This window comes from Primorskyibacter flagellatus, assembly GCF_048268605.1.
GTDB lineage: Bacteria > Pseudomonadota > Alphaproteobacteria > Rhodobacterales > Rhodobacteraceae > Primorskyibacter > Primorskyibacter flagellatus.
On sequence record NZ_JBLWVF010000010.1, the window covers coordinates 1 to 18,132 of the forward strand.

Annotated in this window: 21 protein-coding genes; 11 read left to right on the forward strand and 10 right to left on the reverse strand. The window is 60.9% G+C overall.

Translation table 11 applies throughout. From position 1 onward, the window contains the following. The first annotated feature begins 204 nt into the window (after positions 1–204). From ACN0WV_RS11990 to ACN0WV_RS12015, 6 genes are all read left to right on the forward strand, one after another. On the forward strand, positions 205–672 hold the full coding sequence (locus tag ACN0WV_RS11990) for a hypothetical protein (protein WP_417606027.1): 468 nt from the start codon (positions 205–207) through the stop codon (positions 670–672). Further along, the gene (locus ACN0WV_RS11995) at positions 669–1,277 is read left to right on the forward strand and encodes a hypothetical protein (protein ID WP_417606028.1); all 609 of its coding nucleotides are present in this window, start codon (positions 669–671) and stop codon (positions 1,275–1,277) included. Before ACN0WV_RS11990 ends, ACN0WV_RS11995 begins: the two co-directional genes overlap by 4 nt. Beyond that, positions 1,274–1,567, forward strand: coding sequence for a hypothetical protein (locus ACN0WV_RS12000; RefSeq protein ID WP_417606030.1), 294 nt, complete (start codon positions 1,274–1,276; stop codon positions 1,565–1,567). Before ACN0WV_RS11995 ends, ACN0WV_RS12000 begins: the two co-directional genes overlap by 4 nt. Further along, positions 1,567–2,481, forward strand: coding sequence for a terminase small subunit (locus ACN0WV_RS12005; protein WP_417606032.1), 915 nt, complete (start codon positions 1,567–1,569; stop codon positions 2,479–2,481). The genes ACN0WV_RS12000 and ACN0WV_RS12005 overlap by 1 nt, the downstream gene beginning before the upstream one ends. Positions 2,482–2,921: 440 nt before the next feature. Beyond that, positions 2,922–3,110, forward strand: coding sequence for a type II toxin-antitoxin system Phd/YefM family antitoxin (locus ACN0WV_RS12010; RefSeq protein ID WP_099649511.1), 189 nt, complete (start codon positions 2,922–2,924; stop codon positions 3,108–3,110). A 3-nt stretch (positions 3,111–3,113) separates the two neighbouring features. After that, positions 3,114–4,295: a site-specific DNA-methyltransferase gene (locus ACN0WV_RS12015; RefSeq protein WP_417606034.1), complete on the forward strand. Its 1,182-nt coding sequence runs from the start codon at positions 3,114–3,116 to the stop codon at positions 4,293–4,295. On the opposite strand, the gene ACN0WV_RS12020 is transcribed toward ACN0WV_RS12015, so the two are convergent. Then, positions 4,180–5,472, reverse strand: coding sequence for an MgtC/SapB family protein (locus ACN0WV_RS12020; RefSeq protein WP_417606036.1), 1,293 nt, complete (start codon positions 5,470–5,472; stop codon positions 4,180–4,182). The genes ACN0WV_RS12015 and ACN0WV_RS12020 overlap by 116 nt on opposite strands. Positions 5,473–5,816: 344 nt before the next feature. Here ACN0WV_RS12020 and ACN0WV_RS12025 point away from each other — a divergent pair, with 344 nt between their 5' ends. Beyond that, positions 5,817–6,293 (forward strand): hypothetical protein, encoded by a 477-nt coding sequence (locus tag ACN0WV_RS12025; RefSeq protein ID WP_417606037.1) that lies wholly within the window; start codon positions 5,817–5,819, stop codon positions 6,291–6,293. A 527-nt stretch (positions 6,294–6,820) separates the two neighbouring features. Here ACN0WV_RS12025 and ACN0WV_RS12030 read toward each other — a convergent pair. From ACN0WV_RS12030 to ACN0WV_RS12070, 9 genes are read right to left on the reverse strand one after another with little or no spacing between them, the layout of a single operon-like run. After that, the gene (locus tag ACN0WV_RS12030) at positions 6,821–7,213 is read right to left on the reverse strand and encodes a CBS domain-containing protein (protein ID WP_417606039.1); all 393 of its coding nucleotides are present in this window, start codon (positions 7,211–7,213) and stop codon (positions 6,821–6,823) included. Beyond that, complete coding sequence (locus tag ACN0WV_RS12035) at positions 7,210–7,377, reverse strand: hypothetical protein (protein WP_417606041.1); 168 nt, start codon at positions 7,375–7,377, stop codon at positions 7,210–7,212. The genes ACN0WV_RS12030 and ACN0WV_RS12035 overlap by 4 nt, the downstream gene beginning before the upstream one ends. Before the next feature lie 10 nt (positions 7,378–7,387). Beyond that, on the reverse strand, positions 7,388–8,362 hold the full coding sequence (locus tag ACN0WV_RS12040; RefSeq protein WP_417606043.1) for an FAD:protein FMN transferase: 975 nt from the start codon (positions 8,360–8,362) through the stop codon (positions 7,388–7,390). A 4-nt stretch (positions 8,363–8,366) separates the two neighbouring features. Continuing rightward, on the reverse strand, positions 8,367–9,587 hold the full coding sequence (gene nqrF / locus ACN0WV_RS12045) for an NADH:ubiquinone reductase (Na(+)-transporting) subunit F (RefSeq protein ID WP_417606045.1): 1,221 nt from the start codon (positions 9,585–9,587) through the stop codon (positions 8,367–8,369). Then, complete coding sequence (gene nqrE / locus ACN0WV_RS12050) at positions 9,584–10,195, reverse strand: NADH:ubiquinone reductase (Na(+)-transporting) subunit E (RefSeq protein ID WP_417606047.1); 612 nt, start codon at positions 10,193–10,195, stop codon at positions 9,584–9,586. Before nqrE ends, nqrF begins: the two co-directional genes overlap by 4 nt. Further along, positions 10,192–10,854 (reverse strand): NADH:ubiquinone reductase (Na(+)-transporting) subunit D, encoded by a 663-nt coding sequence (locus tag ACN0WV_RS12055; RefSeq protein WP_417606049.1) that lies wholly within the window; start codon positions 10,852–10,854, stop codon positions 10,192–10,194. The genes nqrE and ACN0WV_RS12055 overlap by 4 nt, the downstream gene beginning before the upstream one ends. A 3-nt stretch (positions 10,855–10,857) precedes the next feature. Next, positions 10,858–11,655, reverse strand: a complete 798-nt coding sequence (locus ACN0WV_RS12060) for an FMN-binding protein (RefSeq protein WP_417606051.1) — start codon at positions 11,653–11,655, stop codon at positions 10,858–10,860. Beyond that, complete coding sequence (locus ACN0WV_RS12065) at positions 11,648–12,424, reverse strand: RnfABCDGE type electron transport complex subunit D (protein ID WP_417606053.1); 777 nt, start codon at positions 12,422–12,424, stop codon at positions 11,648–11,650. The genes ACN0WV_RS12060 and ACN0WV_RS12065 overlap by 8 nt, the downstream gene beginning before the upstream one ends. Continuing rightward, positions 12,421–13,674, reverse strand: coding sequence for a Na(+)-translocating NADH-quinone reductase subunit A (locus tag ACN0WV_RS12070; protein ID WP_417606054.1), 1,254 nt, complete (start codon positions 13,672–13,674; stop codon positions 12,421–12,423). The genes ACN0WV_RS12065 and ACN0WV_RS12070 overlap by 4 nt, the downstream gene beginning before the upstream one ends. A gap of 156 nt (positions 13,675–13,830) precedes the next feature. Between ACN0WV_RS12070 and ACN0WV_RS12075 the strand changes: the two genes are divergently transcribed. From ACN0WV_RS12075 to ACN0WV_RS12090, 4 genes are all read left to right on the forward strand, one after another. Then, complete coding sequence (locus ACN0WV_RS12075) at positions 13,831–15,030, forward strand: cytochrome C (protein WP_417606056.1); 1,200 nt, start codon at positions 13,831–13,833, stop codon at positions 15,028–15,030. Positions 15,031–15,497: 467 nt separating this feature from the next. After that, positions 15,498–15,950, forward strand: a complete 453-nt coding sequence (locus ACN0WV_RS12080) for a c-type cytochrome (protein ID WP_417606058.1) — start codon at positions 15,498–15,500, stop codon at positions 15,948–15,950. Between the two features lie 12 nt (positions 15,951–15,962). After that, a complete protein-coding gene (locus ACN0WV_RS12085) occupies positions 15,963–17,333 on the forward strand; it encodes a cbb3-type cytochrome c oxidase subunit I (protein WP_417606059.1) in 1,371 nt (456 codons plus the stop codon). A gap of 1 nt (position 17,334) precedes the next feature. After that, positions 17,335–18,132, forward strand: coding sequence for a CbbQ/NirQ/NorQ/GpvN family protein (locus ACN0WV_RS12090; RefSeq protein WP_417606061.1), 798 nt, complete (start codon positions 17,335–17,337; stop codon positions 18,130–18,132).

Below are 18,132 nucleotides of genomic sequence, written 5' to 3' on the forward strand. Positions count from 1 at the left end.
CCTGGGGGCTTTGCGCCACATAGGGTGGGTCAAATTTAATCGCTGAAACCGGGTCAGTTTTGAACGCTCATTGACACACGTGTAGAAAAAGAACTGCGCAAGGCCCGAAATCAAATCGAAAAAGCCAGCGACAGAGGTCAAAAAGCAGCAAAGGCACGTTGGGGAAAAACTGAACAAAAACAGCATCTCGACGATGCACGCGCAATGCCAGAGAAATCCCCAAGCAATGCGAACCAGAACCAGAACCAGATATATGGTGGTGGTGGTGGCGCGAGTGCGCGCGAGGCCAATCTTTCGGTCGAAACAAATCCAACCCATCGGGAAAAGCTGCTCGCCGCAATGGGAGCCGATCCGGTCTCAGGAATGACCGGCCACGGTGGACGTCGGATCGGACGTCAGGAGGACATGACCCACGCAGCTGCGTGGTCGGAACTGGGCCTGAGCGAGGCAGAGCAGATCACCGTTGTGCTCGAGGTCATGGCGAGCAAGCGCGACGGTCCGCCGTCATCCTTCAAGTTTTTTGATCGGCCGATGCAGCGCCTCGCCGGTACCAAGTCAGCGGCACCCCTGAAACCTCAGGCCTCCTCCGGCAGAAGTGCACGGCCGCCGCCGACCCAAGTGAAATTCGATTCTACTGCCTTCATCAAAAAACATCCGGAGCTGGACAAATGACCACGAGAACCAAAAGCCTGACGGAAGACTTCGCTAAATGGTTGGGCCGGTACAGCCCGCGTAACAGCCTCAAGGCGGATCCTGCGGCGCTTGAAGCCGAAATGGACGCGCTGATGCGCGCGCTTGTCAAACTCGCTCCGATGCATGGCCATCTCAAGTGGCTGGAAAAGGTTACGGATCAGCTGGATTACCAGATGAAAACCGTCGCCTGGCCCACAGTTCAAGAACTTGGAGCCGTTGCGTCTAACGTTAACAAATCGGCGACGCGGCTGGACCGCGACCACGCGGAGTGGCGGCTTGATCCAGTGGCAGTCAACGCGAAGCGGATCAACGCCGGAGAGTCGGTCGGCGATGAGTGGCTGTACGGTTGCCGGGCCGTCGAGCTCCTACGCAGCGGGCTTGTCTCGCAGGATCAGGTAGGCAAATACAGGGCGTACTTGTACGCGTCTCAGAAGAGTGCCTACGGTGAGGATGCCGCTCGCCGAATGGAGGATGAGGCCAAGCAGAAGCACGACGACGCAGCGGGGATTTATCGCGATGTAGGGTGCGGTCCGAAGAGGTCGCCGGTCAAACGGATGCCAATCTGTGCGGAGGAGATGGTGTGAAACACGCCACTCAAACCGCCCCGTTCATCCTCGCCTTCTCGGACACGGTTTCTCTGACGTTCAACTCGGCCGCCAACAGCGGCTGGATCGTCTCGACGGATGGTCCCCTGAAATCCCAAGTTAAGACTCTTGGCTCGTTCGGCTGTGCGGCCGACGCGGTCAAGGCACTTGCAGACGACCAAGGCGCGCGTCCAGCAGATGCGAGCAATCAAGCGATCTCATCGCCCGTCGATACTCCGACAAAAGGAGTGCAGCAAGGGTCGCACAAAGCATCAGGGGCAGGGCAATAGTGACGGAGCCAGCCACCAAATCACTTACAACTGAATACCTAGATGGGCTGCGCCTATCAGCTAGGGAGCGCGTGTTCGTTATCAGCTACCTAGAAACCCAAAACGGTGCAGAAGCCGCCAGACGTGCCGGATACAGTCCCAGATCAGCCCGGTTCCAAGCGAGCCACCTACTAACAAAACCCAACATCAAGGTTGCCATCGCCCGGGGCCGCAAAACCATCGAAGAGAGCGCGCAGATCCGCGTTGTCGATGTCGCTCGTCGCTGGTGGGCGATCGCCAACGCCTCACCCGCCGACATCGTTCAGAGCCGCCGTATTGCGTGCCGCTACTGCCACGGGGCCAACCACGAATACCAGTGGCGCACCGAGCGCGAGTATGGCGATGCGCTTGATCGCGCGCTGTTCAGCGTCTTTCCGTCCGCAGAGGATCGCGAGGCGGCCCGTGCGCTGATCGAGGCAGGCGAGTGGGATGGTGTGCCGCCCTCGATCCCCCGCGATCTGGGAGGCTACGGTTATAGCGCAATCGTGGACCCGGCAGAGGATTGCCCTGAGTGTGATGGTCTGGGCCATGTCGTCACCCATGTCCGCGACACACGCGATCTGAGCGAGGCAACGCTGGCGCTCTTCGATGGCGTGAAGGAAACCCAGCACGGCATTGAGGTGAAGTTTCAGGACCGTGGCAAGGCGCTGGAAAGCATCGCCAAGCATCTGGGCATGTTCGAGCGCGAGGAGCAGGACACGCCGATTCGCAATCTCGCCGCCGCGATCATGGCGCACGCGCAGTCTGTGCCTGTCGCTATACGCGAGATCGAGGACGCCGAACCGTCAGGATCAGCGCCCGCCGCCGAGTTCGCGCTCAACGGACCGGAGCCTAACTTCGATGATGGTGTCTCGAATGTGGAGGTGGAGCCATAATGGAATTGCGCTTCTGTGGCTCGTTTTTTGCGGGCGCAACGCCATTATTAGCTCAGACCGCCCAGCGGTTCGAATCCCACGCCCTCCGCCACTTGCCCCCGCGAAAGCGTTCTCCCGATCCGGCTGCGGCCGGATTTTTCCGTTGTTTTCGAGGGTTATGCGGGAGGGGCTGTTAACCGGCCCACGCCCCGAAGGGCGCACACGCGTTCTCTCCGGGCCGATATTCTCCGGACCTGTTGACTGCGCAGTTTTGGTGAAAAGCTTTCAAGCATCTGTTCTATAAGCCGTTTTTGACGGTGTCCGCGCGGACTCCGATCCCAGTTCCATTCGAGCGAAATGCCCCTGGCGTCGAACTCCCTGATGTAGCGATCGCATTTCCGCAGGTCGTTGACCTCATCGCTGCGTTGTGACCATTCTGACCACAAATCAGGGAGGGGCCCATGAAGGCCGTGTCTGCCCGTGAGGCCAAGCATCACTTCGGCCAGTTGATCGACGAAGCGCGGGCCGAGCCAGTGGTGGTCGAGAAGCATGGGCGGCCGGTGGTCGTCGTCCTTGCGGTCGAGGAGTACCAGCGGCTGACTGGCACGACCGTGGAACCCTCCGGCAAGAAACGAGAGGACGAGCGGTAGCGCATGCCGATACTGAACTGGCTGACACGGGACGAGGACATCCGCACGGCACAGCACGTGCCCTATCGCCTGCTGGAGGAAGTCCCGGACTCGTCGGCCGGTGACGTTGGCGCTGGCAACATGCTGATCCAGGGCGACAACCTGGAAGCGCTGAAGGCGCTGCTGCCCTTCTATGCCGGTCGAGTGAAGTGCATCTACATCGACCCACCCTACAATACACGCTCCGCCTTCGAGCACTACGACGACAACCTCGAGCACACGCAGTGGCTGGCCATGATGTGGCCCCGGCTGGAACTACTCCGCGATCTTCTGGCCGAGGATGGCTCGATCTGGGTGTCCATCGACGACAACGAGGGGCACTACCTCAAGGTCATCATGGACGAGGTGTTCGGGCGGCGAAATTTTATCGCCAATACCCTATGGCAGAAGGTATTTTCGCCGAAGAACACCGCGCGGCACTTTTCAGATGATCACGACCATATTCTCGTTTTCGCCCGGAATGCCGACAAGTGGGTGCCAAACCCAATGCCGCGTTCCGACCGGATGAACAAAGGCTACAAGAACCCGGACAACGATCCTCGCGGCGCTTGGACTTCCGGTGACGTTTCCGCGCGAAACTTCTACGGTGCAGGCCGATATGCAATTACGTGTCCCAGCGGCCGGGTGATCGCAGGCCCTCCGAACGGCATGTACTGGCGCGTGTCAGAGGAACGGTTCTGGGAGATGGATCGCGACGGGAGGATCTGGTGGGGTAAAGACGGCAACAACACTCCTCGGATCAAGCGGTTCCTCACGGAAGTGAAGCAGGGCGTTGTTCCACAGACTTTGTGGATGAACACTGAGGTTGGAAACACCCAAGAGGCGAAGAAAGAAGTAGTAGCTCTGTTCGGTGAAGTAAATTTCATGACTCCGAAACCCGAGCGCCTAATTCAACGCATCATCAACATTGCAACCGATCCGAACGACCTCGTGCGGCTCATGCGCAATTCTGGCAAGTATCGGATCAGATCTGCTGTCAGTCACGTTCGCGCTTCATTAAACTCGAAACATCGGATCTCCGACGTATTTATTACGAAAGCAGCGCGGACCATTCAGCAAACCAGCGCCGCAAAATTTCAGCAAGCCACAATGACAACCAGATTGCACCGATTTGCAGAACGAGGCCGGATGCGACGGTTCTTTTGAACGTTTTGTTTTTCTGGCGAAATGCGATCAGGATACGGACAATCGCGTTTGCGCTTAGTGCTGCTGCCAATGGAAGCGCTCCGGCTGAGGCGGAGATCTGCCCTGCCGCGACAAGAGATGCCAGAGCGACCGTTGCAGAGTTTGTGCTGACCAGTCCGGCAAGAGCGACGGACGCGAGGACAGCAGTGTTTCCGAAAAAGTCGTTGAGCGTTGCAGAGACCACCATGACGACCGCAACGATGAGCGCAAAACCAACAGATCCTTTGACCGAGAAGACCTGTGAAGGCAGCTCCAGAACGGCAGGCCCCACTTTGTGTCGCATTGCCAGAAAAAATATCGCAGCGCCGTGCAGCGCTGCCACAAGGCCCGCCGAGAACAGCAGAGGAAACCCCATCCTGAACATCGCAGGGCTGAGCGCCAGGAGGATGATCCCGATCTGAATAAGCGAGGACACTGACGAAAGTGTTGCCCCCGCGGAGGCGCTTTTTGCGTCTTCCGGCTTTTCGGTGGCGTGGTGACCAAGTGCCAGAATAGTGGAAGTGCTCGACACAAAGCCGGACAAAAACCCGCTGACCGGCAATCCGAGACGCGCTCCGATTACACGCGTTGCAACATGGCCCGCTGCGCTGATCATCATGATGACTACAACAATGATAAACAGGGTGCGCGGATTGAGAGCTCCTCCCGGACCCATATCGATGTCGGGCAGCAGGGGCAGGATCACCAGCACGGACACACCAAGGATAAGCCCGTCGCGCAACTCGACGGACGTCAGGACTGATCGGCTGAAGTCGTGCAGGATTTTGCGCGCAGCCAGCAAAGACGCGATGACTACCGATATGGCGGCCGCAAGAAAGGCGGTTTCCGTTGCCATGGCCCCAAGAAGCACGACTGAAACGAGCGCCAGACTGGTTGTGAAGCCGATGCTCGGATCAGTCTGCTGCGTAACTGATACGACCCGGGCGATTGCAACGACCGCGACTGCAACCATCAAGAGCGGTACACCTCCCGTCATCATGGCCACTGCACCAATCAAGGACGCGAGAGCAAACGTGCGAACACCTGCCGAGGCACCCCCGCTTTGCAAATGCACACTGCGTTCACGCTCGATCCCGATCAAAAGCCCGATCCCAAGCGCTTCGATCAAGGTAAAGAATGTTTCCGGGTCAGTTTCCATCGGGCAAATCTCACAGAAGTTTTTGGTGCAGCAATATTGTGGTGTTGAATGCCCCAGGGTTTATGGTTCTCGCTGAAAGCGATACAACACCGCGCAAGGACGAAAGTCACGCCGAGACGACGCGATATTCTCGCTTGGATGTCCGTTGCGTGAGACTTCTTCGACTTTCTCGGGGTTGTGACACATAGCTCTTCCTTTCAGCCGAAAATATCGTCCAAAATCTTCAGTTTGTTGAATGGACCTGTCACGAGTCCGTGTCGCCCTTTGATATCTACGTGATTGCAGCGCATCGGCGTAGTAGCCCCAACCGATCTCCTGGCCTCACCAGGTAGCTGGAAAAGATAATGCCCACCTCCCGCGAAACCATCCTCACCGCGCTGCACGCGCGGCTTTCGGCGCTGCCCGCCACGGCCCTACGCGGCGAGGTGCTGCCTGAACGCGTGCCCGCTGCGGACCTGCTGATCCTGCGCGATGGCGAACCCGGCGAGCCCGAGGTCACGCTGTCGCCGCTACGCTATCCCGGTCACGATCTACGCGCGGCTCGACGACTGGACGCGGGGGCGGCGGTGACGGGCTGGATCGCCGCAATCCTCACCAAAGGTATGGCCCGCAAGATTTTGGGTCTACTGCTCGTTGCTGTCACCATCCTTCTGCTCTTGGTCAACTTGCGCCGCGCCAGTGAACGCGCCGGGCGGCTGGCTACACGGCTTCAAGCATCGGAGAACGCTCATGATATCCAACGCGAGATGCTGGACGCCGCCAGCCGCCGCCCTCATGACGGTGATGCTCTTGCTGAGCGCTTGCGCGATGGGCGGTTCTGATCCGTATCGCCGCGTTTGTCCGCCCGTGGTCGAATACAGCTCTACAGACCAAGCCCGCGCAGCTGCCGAAGTTGAGAGCCTGCATGAGGATGAAATCATTGTCAGGATGCTCAGCGATTACGCGGTGTTGCGCGGTGTTGCGCGGTCAGGCGCACGCGTGCAGGTGAAGCAGTTAAAGAGGTCAGGGCGGTGACTTTCGGGATGCGTCAGGTCCACGCAATCACACCGGCCAAGGTTACCCGGACGTCGTCGCGGGGTGACTTTTCAGAATACTGTCAGGACGTTCTCACATTCGTCTGAGGGACGGTACCTATTGCACGTAACACTCGCGGCTATCAAAACGCTGACCCTTCTAGTTCTCGCCAAGGCGCGGCGGGCCTCGCTGAACACGTCTTTCAACAGCGATCGTGGCGGCGGCGTCTGGGATCCACATTTCTTACTGGCAGGCTGAGCGTAACAAGTGCCGCTGGATTGATGGGTCCGTTTTCAGGTTATTAGGGGAGTGTGCTCCCGGAACCCGTGAACCGTTAACCCGCTTGGATCAGCGCCCGGAAAACGCTCTCGCGGTGCAACATCCCGATCAGCCGGTCTTTTTCCAGCACTGGAAAGCTCCGATAGGGATGTTCCAGAAACGCTTCGGCCGCCGACACCAGATCGGTGCCAAGGTCCAGCGTGACCGGGTTCGCGCTCATGAAATCATCCACGCAGCCGTCCCATTCACCATAATAGCTGGCAAGCAGGACAGGCCGGAAGCAATCCTTCTGTGTTAGCACTCCCAACAGGATCCCACTGTCGTCGGTGATCGGCGCAGCGGCGGTGCCTGTGTCTGCCAATTGTGCGGCGGCGCGACGGATCGGAGTGTCAGGCCGCAGGATCAGGGGGTCGGTCGCGACCAGCAGGTCAATGCGCCCGACGGTCACGACCGGGGCTCGGCGGCGCGGCGCGGGCACCCTTCGCAGGCGATGTCCTTCATGCAGGACATGCCGCCGCAGGATCCGCGCAGCGGCCCCCGCCCCAGCACCAATCCCAGCGCAAGGCCGCCAAACGCCAGAAGGAAAATTACCAGAACCAGAAGTATTTCCATTGCGTGCCTCCTAGAGCATGTGCCGGTCAAACTTGGCCGTCGTCACCCGCCGAAGCCCCTCCGCTTCGGCGAAGAGGAACAACGCAGAGATGCCTTGGCGTCGCGCGAGGTCAGGGCCCGCATCCCCGGCTGCCATCAAAGCAGTGGCCCAACCATCGGCGACCATGGCGCTGTCTGACAGGACGGAAACAGACGCCAGCGTTCCGAAGGCGGGGCGCGCGCGGTGCGGATCAATGATATGGCCCTGGCGGTGCCCGCCGCGGTCGAAACCCTGCGCGCGGTTACCCGAAGTTGCCACCGCGAGGTCGCCAAGCTGCAACACTGCCGCCCCGCTGACCACATCGGGGCGGGGATCTTCGATCGCGATCTGCCAGTCACGGCCAGACGGGTGATGACCATGCGCAGCCAGTTCGCCACCAAGATCGATCAGAAAATGCCGGCAACCGGCGTCGATCAGGGCGTAACGCATCAGATCAAGCGCGTGTCCCTTGGCAATGCCGCAGGGGTCCATCGTCAGTCTGGAATCGTCCTTAGACAGGTGGCTGTCTTGAATGTGCAGGCCGGTCCAGTGTCCGTCGGCCCCCTTGATGGGTCCAAACCCCAGACGTCTGACCTGAGGGCCGACGGTGGGGTCGAACCAGCCATCGCTTGCCCGGGCGATGTCCAGCGCCGCAGCGACGACACGCGCCATTTGGCCAGACAGGGCGGTGGGTCCCGATGCGCGGTTGAAGGCGGAGATTTCGCTGTCACCGCGCCAGGGCGACATCAGGCGGTCGATGCCAGCCAGAAGCTTTGCCAGTGCGGGGCGCAGCATCGCGGTGTCGGTCAGATCGGGCAGGGTGACGCGCCACGTGCTGCCAAAGGCGGCCCCGGTGATATGCTGGACCGCCGGCGCGCCGTGCAGGACGGCGGGGGCACAGATCAGCGTGGCACCGGTCATCGCCAGAAGGCGGCGGCGGGTCGGATTGGGTGAAGATCTGCTCATCGCGTCACACTCCGAAATCGTCGTTGAAGATGGATTGCGGCTCGACCCCCAGTCGCGCCAACATGGCCAGAACGGCCGAGATCATCACCGGCGGGCCGCACAGATAGTATTCGCAATCCTCAGGTGCCGGATGGTTGCTCAGCGCGGCCCGCACGATCTCGTGGATGAATCCGGTGGCCCCGGTCCAACGGTCGCCGGGGGCCGGATCGGACAGGGCAGGGGTCCAGCTGAAATTGCCATGGGCGGCGGCGATCGCGTCGAACTCCTGTGTATAGAACAGATCGGCGGCGGTGCGCGCACCATAGAAATAACGCATCCTGCGCGCCGTTCCCTGACCGATCTGTTCGTGGATCATCGCCCGCAGTGGGGCCATGCCGACACCACCACCGATAAAGATCATTTCGCGCTCCGTGGGCTGAACGTGGAAATCACCGAAGGGGCCGGATGCCTCGACCGATGCGCCGGGTTGCAGCGCGAACAGCCAGCTTGAAACCACACCGGGCGGAATTTCCAGCTCTTGCCCAGCCGGGGGTACGGCAAGGCGGATGTTGAACACCGCGCGACGGCCATCCTCGGGGCGGCTGGCGATGGAATAGGCGCGGGTGACCGGCGCGTCGGAGGATGCGGCCATGTCCGGCCAACCGGCATGGCGCCATGCATCGCGGAACGGTGCCTCGACTACAATGTCGCGAAACGCCAGACTATAGGCTGGCGCAGTAAGTTGCATGAAATCCCCGGCGCGAAACTCGAAGGGCTGACCATCCGGCAGGTCCAGCACCAGTTCGCGGATCAGTGGCGCAAGCTGGCGGTTTGAAACGACCGTGCAGTCAAAGCCCGAGGCATCCATGAATTCCTGCGGCAGGGTGACTTCGCAGGGGCCGCGCAGCACGGTCTGGCAGGCCAGCCGCAGGTTTGCCTTGCGCTCCGCCGCCGACAGCACGCCCTTTTCGGTGGCCTGGGGCTGGCCTGCGCCCTCACCCTCGACGGTGGCGCGGCACAGCCCACAGGTGCCCGACCCGCCGCAAGCTGCCGGAATGCCGATGCCAGCGCCCTGCAACACCTCCAAAAGGCGATCGCCGCGCGACGCCTCGATGGTGGTGGTGTCGTTGACCGTGACCACCAGCGCCTCGGCCGGGATCAACCGCCGTCGCGTGGCCAGCAGCGCCATGGTCAGCGCGAGAATCAGCAGGACGATCAGGGCGGTGCCGATGGCGATCTCGGTCATGAGGCCACCATTTGCGCGAAGGCCGAAAACCCGAGTGACATCATCCCGGCGATGACAAAGGTTATCCCCAGCCCGCGCAACCCATCAGGCAGATCGGCATAGGCCAGCCGCGCACGGATCGCGCCCAGCATGACCACCGCGACGGCAAACCCGGTGCCCGCCCCCAGCCCGAACACGGCGGATTCGGCCAGATCATACCTGCGCTCGACCATGAACAGGCTGCCGCCCAAGATGGCGCATTGCACCGTGAGCAGCGGCAGGAACACCCCGAAGGCGGTGTAGATCGCCGGAAAGAAGCGGTCCAACACCATTTCCAGCAATTGCACCACGGCGGCGATTACCCCGATGAATGCGATCAGCGACAGATAGGACAGATCCAGCGCAGGCATCCCGGCCCAGCCCAACGCGCCGGGCGCAAGCAGCGCAGCATAAATCAGATGGTTCAACGGCACCGTCACGCCCAGAACCGCGATCATCGCCACGCCCAACCCCACCGCCGAAGATGGCCGCCGCGACAGTGCGATGAAGGTGCAGAGCCCCAGAAAGAACGTCAGCGGCATGTTTTCGACAAAGGCGGCCTGCAGGAATAGGGTGACCAGATCGCTCATGTCCGCTCACCTGCGCTGTCGGGCGGGATGTGTTCGGGCGGCTCGATCTGTGCGGGCAGGACGCTGCGCACCGCCCAGACCAGACCGCCCAAAAGGAAGAACGCACTGGGCGCCAGCAGCATCAGGTTCAGCGGCGTGAACCAGCCCCCTTGATCCACCGTCGGCAGGATCTGATAGCCCAGCAAGGATCCGGCCCCGAACAACTCGCGGATCGACCCGATCACAATCAGTACCAGCGAATAGCCCAACCCGTTGCCAAGCGCGTCGACCATCGCCGGAACCGGCGGGTTGAGGCGCGCAAAGCTTTCGCTGCGTCCCAGCACAAGGCAGTTGGTGGTGATCAGGCTGACGAACACCGACAGCTTGCGGCTGATTTCGGGCAGAAAGGCCTGAAGCACCTGATCGATCACGATGACCAGAGAAGCGATGATCACGATCTGGATGATCAACCGGATCGCGCCCGGAATATGGTGCCGGATCAGGCTGATGATACCCGCTCCCATGACCACGACCGCCGTCAGCGCCGCCGACATGGTCAGCGCCGTTGCCATGGATGTCGTCACCGCCAGCGCCGAACAGATTCCGAGGATCTGCAACGTCACCGGGTTCTGCCGGATCAGCGGGTCGGTCAGCACGGACCAGAGGGCAGGGCGGGCCATCACCTAGAACTCACCGCGCCGGATGGCAGCAATTAACGGGCCATAGCCCTGCGGACCCAGCCAGAACCGGACCATTCGCGTAATCGCATTGCTGGTGCGGGTCGCCCCGGTGATGCCGTCCACCTCATATTCACTGCCTGACACCCCGCGCGCCACGGCAAAGCGGATGTCGCCCGAGGCATCGGAGATTTTGGTGCCGCGGAATTGCGACAGCCATGCGGGTTCTTCGATCCGCGCGCCCAGACCGGGAGTTTCGGATTGTTCGGTGATGGCAAGGCCGGCGATGGTGGTCATGTCATCCTCCAGCGCGAGGATGGCGTCGATCGGGCCGTTGTATCCCGACCCGCTGATTGGCAGGATCGCCAGCGAAACATCGCCGCTGTCATCGCGCAGCAGATAGATCTGCGCATAGTTCGGACGGCTGCCCAAACCCGCCAGATCGGCTGCGGGATCCAGCCCGGTCCAGTTCGTCGAGTCGTCCAGCGCGCCCGGCAGGGTTTCGGGCGTCACATCGGCGGCGGCCCCGCGCGCCAGATCGATGACGACAGTGCCAAGGCTGCCGCCCGACTGTTCCAGCAGCGCTGACATGCCGGGGACGCCCGCCACCAGCGCCTCAAGCCGGGCCTGCTGTTCGGCGGCGCGGTTCGCGTTCTGGATCGGGCGCAGCAGAACCGTCGCACCACTGACCATCAGCGCGCAGATCCCTGAGACGAGAAAGGCCATCACCACCGTCTTGGTGCGACTTTCGTTGGGCAGGGCCAGCAGGCGGCGCCATGCGTTGATCGGATTCAGATCAGCCATGCCGGTGTTTCCTTCGTACCAGCCATGCGGCAATGGCGATTTCATCCAGCAAGGGTGCGGCCAGCGATACCAGAAGCGCCGCCGATACCGCCATCTGCATCGGCGCGGCCAGGTCCCACCGCAGGGCGAACAGGACCATCAGCGCACCGTAAAGCACCCCGTTCAGCCAACCGCCCAAGCGGGTCGATGCGCTGGCCACCGGATCGGCGACCAGTAGCACCAGCACAATGCCCGCGGCTGGCAGCACCGGCCCCACCGGCCACCCGGCCCAGTGCGCCAGCCCCCCGACCAGCATCGCAGCCAGCACCGTGCGCGCAGGGATCACCCCGGCCACCATGGCGATCAACGCCGCCGGAATCGCCGCCCATGCCACCGGTAGCGGCAGGTCGGCCCAAGGGGCGGCGGGAAAGCCAAACCCGAGAAACGCAAGCGTCACCGTCGCGGGGTTCAGGACATTGCGACCCCAGCCCCCCATCACCAGTTCCGCCATGACCGAGCCGAAAGTGATCCCTAAAACCATCTGGAACAGGCTCAGGTCTGGCGGCGCCAGCAGTGCCACAGCCAACGCGGTCAGCGCCCCGGCAAAGGACGGCGGTTGGGCGCGGGCCAGCATGAACACCAGATGCCAGAATCCCGACAGCAGCAGTGTCAGAACCAACCGGACCCAAGCCGCGTTGCCACCATACCAAAGCCAGGCCAGTGCCATCGGCATCACCGCCGCCAGCAGCACCAGCGCGACCATCTCGCGATCCCACAACCCCCGGGTCATGGGGCGGCCTCTTCGGTTGCGATGACGTCCAGCACTGCGCGCAGTTGTGCAGAGATACGTGGGACGGCCCCGGTGACATAATCGGCCAGCGCAAGGTCCTCCTCCAGCAGCGACAGCGCGCCAAGCCGGGCCGCACCCTCGGGATCGCCCGACGCCAGCGTCCGGATCAGGGCGTGGGCGGGAATGTCACTGCCCATGGCCTGTTCCAGCGCTGCAGTGGGAATGACCGGCATCGGTCGGGCAGCGCGGCGCAATGCGGCCCCGAACCAGTGACGATGATCGGCACTGGCTGCACCGAGCAGGACCGTCACTTGCCGGTCGCGCGGCGCCAACCAATGGGCTTGCTGGCCATCCAGTGCCGAGCCGCTAAGCAATCGGTGCGGACCCGGGCGCACGAAACCATGGGCCAACCCGCGCAGATCGGCCCCCGGCTGACACCGCAGCAGGCGGGGCTCGCGCAGTGCCGCCCCGGTGACGCTGACCAGGCGCGTGTCGGGGACAAGCCCGGTGGCCAGTAGGGATCCCAGATCGGCCACGTCCTCGGCATGGACGTCCCAAACCGGGGCGTCCATGCGGGCCGGGTGATGACGATGGATCTGGATGCCGGGCAGGCCTTGGGGATGCAACGCGCCGCAAGGAATTCGGCGAACGCCAACCGGGACCGGCAGATCGCCCACCTTGCCTTCACAAAGCCAGACCTGACCTGCTATAAGCCTTTGCAATGCTTCCAGACCCACAGCGAAATCATCCTCTCGCCCTTTTAGGGCCAATTGCGGGTCAGGCGCACCGGGGCGGGTGTCGGTGGCCATCACAAAGATTGCAGCGGGGCGCTCACTGATGGTGGGCATCCGCCCAAACGGCCGGCTGCGCAAGATTCGCCACATGCCCGCACCTTGCATCAGCGCACGCAGCGCGGCTTCGTCCTGCGGTGAATGGGCATGGTCCTGGCGCCCCTCGCCTTCGCGAAACACCACCAGCCGGAGAAGACGCCGTCCGGGTGCCAGTTCGATCCGGGCCACGCGACCTGCCATCGGTGCAACCAGTGCGATTGCCGGATTGGCACGCAATCGCAGCAGCGGCTGACCCTGAGCGACCAGAGTATCCTCGTCTACTAAAGGTTCCACCCTCAGTACTTCGTTTCGGTCCGCCGTGATCGCGGCCTCTTCGGTCAATACTATAGGGCTATTTTCAGGCGCAGGCATCGCGACAGCGGGCAGCCGAAGACCTGCGGTAAAGAGACGATCGAACATCATGCTCCGATCCGTTCCTGGCCCGCTGCGCAATCAGCGGCTTGGCCGGAACGATTAATGTTGTTAGCATCGTGTCAAATGCGGGCAGTCTAGTAATGTTGTTAGCATCGTGTCAAATGCGGGCAGTCTAGAACGAATTGGTCGAGGCGAGAACCCATGTCTTTCAAGAGCAAATATTATCCGGTGCTGGCGCTTGGGCTTTACGTCACTCTGACTGCATTGTCAGCCCCGAGCGTCTGGGCGCAGCAGGCAGAGTCCACCCCGCCGGAAATGAACGAGATCGAACAGCTTGAAGAGGCGCTGAAACCCTATGTCATGCCGAGGTCCGGGCCTTTCCGCCCCGACCAGATCGCCATTGGGCAAGCCGCCGCGATTGCGGCCTGGGCCGGATCGGGCCATGCCAATGCGTCATCGGAATCCTTTTCACACTGGAACGATGAGGGCGAGATCCCGCCGGTCTGCGCGACCTGTCATGCTGGGGCCGGATTTCGCGCGCTTTACGGGCTGGATGGTAGCGCGCCGGGCCTGTCCGAACATCCCGTCCCGACGGGCGGGGTCGTCGATTGCGAAACCTGCCACAATCCGGGCCTGCCGGAAGTCAAGGAAGTGCGCTTTCCCAGTGGTTTAATGCACCCCGTCGAACCCGGAGAGGCGTCGTGCCTGACCTGCCATCAGGGTCGCGCAGCCGGGGCCACGGTGGAAAAGGCGGTGGCCGAGATGGCCGAAGATACGCCGAACCCGGAGCTGGGTTTCATCAATCCGCACTATGCGGTTGCCGCAGCGACATGGCTGGGCGGCTATGGTGGATCGGGATATCATTATCCCGGAAAGGCGTATTCGGGCCGCTTTTTCCACGCCCGCCCCGTCGCCAGCTGCGCGTCCTGCCACGAGCCGCATACACTGAAGGTGGTTGAGCAATCCTGCATGACCTGTCACGAGGAATCGGCGGCGAAGGACATCCGCCTATCCCGGTTCAGCTATGACGGCAGTGGCGATTTGTCCAAGGGGATCAGCGCCGACATCGCCGCCAATGCGGGTGTGTTGAAACAGATGCTTGCGGACTACGCGACCAAGGTCATCGGTATTTCGATGGTTTATGACGGACACCGCTATCCGTATTTCTTTGCCGATGCGAATGGCGATGGCCGTGCCGACATGTCTGGCGACAACCCGGCCGCTTATAAGGCGTGGACACCGCGCCTGTTGAAGGCCGCCTATAACTGGAAATTCGTGACCGCCGATCCCGGTGCCTATGCGCATAATCCGCATTACGCATTGGAATTGCTGCACGATTCTATCGAGGATCTTGCAGGAACGCTGGATCGCGACATGTCTGCTCTGGGCATTCAGAGGTAAGCTGGCCCGAGCGGGACCGCGACGAAACTCCCAACATGACAGTGTCAGGGGAAACTGGATTGAGCCGGGCAGGAGGGTCTCGTAGCGTCTGAGGGCGACGAAACGCAGCCACATTCGCGACATCCCGGAAAAGATTAGAAAACATCTGCCTGGCTATTCAATGTTAAGTGGCCTTGACACTGGGGTCATGGTTAACGCTCGGGCGGATCCGCACTGCTGATACCACCTGCGCATCCCATGGCGGTGCCACTGATCTGGCGGACCGAACAAAATCTACCCGATGCGCTCGGAATGATCGGCAAGCGGCGTCGTGGAAGGGCAGGATTGGATTCCGCAAGTGATGCTTGGGGCCTTACGGCCCGAATGCGCAGTCGTTTTAGTACCTTGCCTGCAAGGAATGGTTAGGCATTTAAGAAAAACCATCTTAGGATAATTCTGGACTGGCAATGTTTCAAGGAGTGTCTCGCATGTCAGAATTCCTGACCAAGTCCCGAGCGCGCAATATTTTCTATGGCGGATCGATCTTTTTCGTTCTCGTTTTCATCGCGCTGACCGTACATAGCCATCGCTATGTGGTGAACGTCTCAACCGCCGATATGCCGATGAGCGAGGCGGTTTTGCATGGTAAACATGTGTGGGAGCGGAACAGCTGCATTAACTGCCACACGTTGCACGGAGAAGGCGCATATTTCGCACCGGAACTCGGCAACGTAATGACCCGATGGGGCGTTACGGACGACCCTGAAGGCGCGTTTGAGATTCTGGATGGCTGGATGGAGGCACAGCCCAGCGGCATCGAGGGACGTCGCCAGATGCCATATTTCGAGTTGACTGAAGAAGACAAGCGCGGGCTGGCCGAGTTTCTTCGTTTTGCGGACAAGACCAACAAGCAGGGCTGGCCGCCCAATGAGGCGGGCTGAGGAGGCAGTGAAATGAAATATCAAACTCAAAAGATCGCATATGCCTATTTTGTCTGCGCAATGGCACTTTTCGCTGTTCAAGTATTGGGCGGTCTGACAATCGGCTGGATCTACGTCCAGCCAAACTTCCTGGCTGAAACTTTCCCGTTCCACATTGTGCGGATGATTCACACTAACGCGCTGATTGTCTGGCTGCTGCTGGGCTTTTTCGGGGCTGCCTTTTTCATGGTGCCCGAGGAATCAGAGCGCGAGATCTGGTCGCCAACGCTCGCCTATGTTCAACTTGCGCTGTTGATGGTTGGCACGCTGAGTGCCGTTGCGGGGTACCTTGTCGGAATTCATGAAGGACGCGAGTTTCTCGAACAGCCGCTCTGGGTCAAATACGCAATTCTCGTTGCGGCGGTGTTGTTCCTGCTCAACATCTCGATGACGGTGCTGTCAGGACGCAAGACCGCGATCACGGGCGTTCTCTTGACTGGTCTGTGGCTGCTGTCGCTGCTTTGGGTCTTTGCCATCATCAATCCCGACAACCTGAGCCTGGACAAGCTGTACTGGTGGTTTGTCGTGCATCTGTGGGTTGAAGCAACCTGGGAACTGGTCATGGCCGCGATCTTGGCCTTCCTATTGCTCAAGCTCACCGGCGTGGATCGTGAGGTGATCGAGAAATGGCTCTACGTCATCGTCGCCACGGCGCTGTTCACCGGCATCCTTGGCACGGGTCACCATTACTACTGGATCGGGTTGCCGGGCTATTGGCAGTGGATCGGGACCATCTTCGGTACGCTCGAAATCGTGCCCTTCTTCTTGATGATGTCCTTTGCCTTTATCATGGTCTGGAAAGGGCGGCGGAACCATCCAAACAAAGCGGCACTGCTGTGGGCGTTGGGATCGGCCACTATCGCGTTCTTTGGCGCGGGGGTTTGGGGGGTCTTGCATAATATGCACGGCGTCAACTTCTACAGCCACGGCACGCAGATCACTGCGGCTCACGGGCACCTTGCATTTTACGGTGCTTACGTTGCCATGAACCTCGCTATTATCACCTATGCCATGCCCCTTTTGAAGGGGCGCGAGCCCTACAACCAAGTGATCAACATGGGGTCGTTCTGGTTGATGACAGGAGGCATGGCCTTCATGACCTTCACTCTCACTTTTGCCGGGGTGATCCAGACCCATATGCAGCGAGTGCTGGGCAATTATTTCATGGAAGTTCAGGACGAACTGGGATTGTTCTACCTGATGCGCTTCATCGCCGGTTCGGCGGTTGTCGCTGGCGCGCTGCTCTTTATCTATGCAATCTTTGTCGTGCGGCGGCGCGAAATCGTCGAGGCGGGCCCGGCCAATCCGGCAGCGACCGAAACTCACAAAGTGGCGGGATATTGATATGAATGCACATATCCAGCCGCCGGGCGTCCCTTACTATGCGGAAACGGGGGACGAATGTGCGCTCTTTGATGCGGCACTCGAAAATCGTCTACCCCTTCTGCTGAAGGGGCCGACGGGTTGTGGCAAAACGCGGTTCATAGAGCACATGGCGGCGCGGTCGGGGCGAAGACTCTATACCGTTGCCTGCCATGACGATCTGTCCGCCGCGGACCTGATCGGGCGTTATCTGCTGCGGGGTGGAGAAACTGAATGGGTCGATGGCCCGCTGACCCGCGCGGTGCGCGAAGGGGCGATCTGCTATCTCGACGAAGTGGTCGAGGCGCGCAAGGATGTCACCGTGGTTTTGCACCCGTTGACCGACAATCGCCGAACACTGATGATCGATCGAACTGGCGAAGAACTGGTGGCACCGCCCGGTTTCATGCTGATCGCCAGCTACAATCCCGGCTATCAGAACGTGCTGAAACGTATGAAGCCGTCGACCCGCCAGCGCTTTCTTGCGATCACCTTTGGGTTTCCCGATCCGGAAACTGAAATCGCCGTGGTCGCACAGGAAAGCGGGTTGGACGTTGCTCGGGTCAAGCCATTGGTGCGGCTGGGCGGTCACATTCGCAAACTGTCCGGCATGGATCTGGAAGAAGGCGTATCCACCCGCCTGTTGATCTATGCTGCGACGTTGATGGCGGGCGGAATGGGCGTGGAAAAAGCGCTTGAGGCAGCAGTGATCGAACCGCTGAGCGATGACCCCGACGTGCAAACCGCGCTGCGCGATCTGGTCACAACGATCTACGGCTGA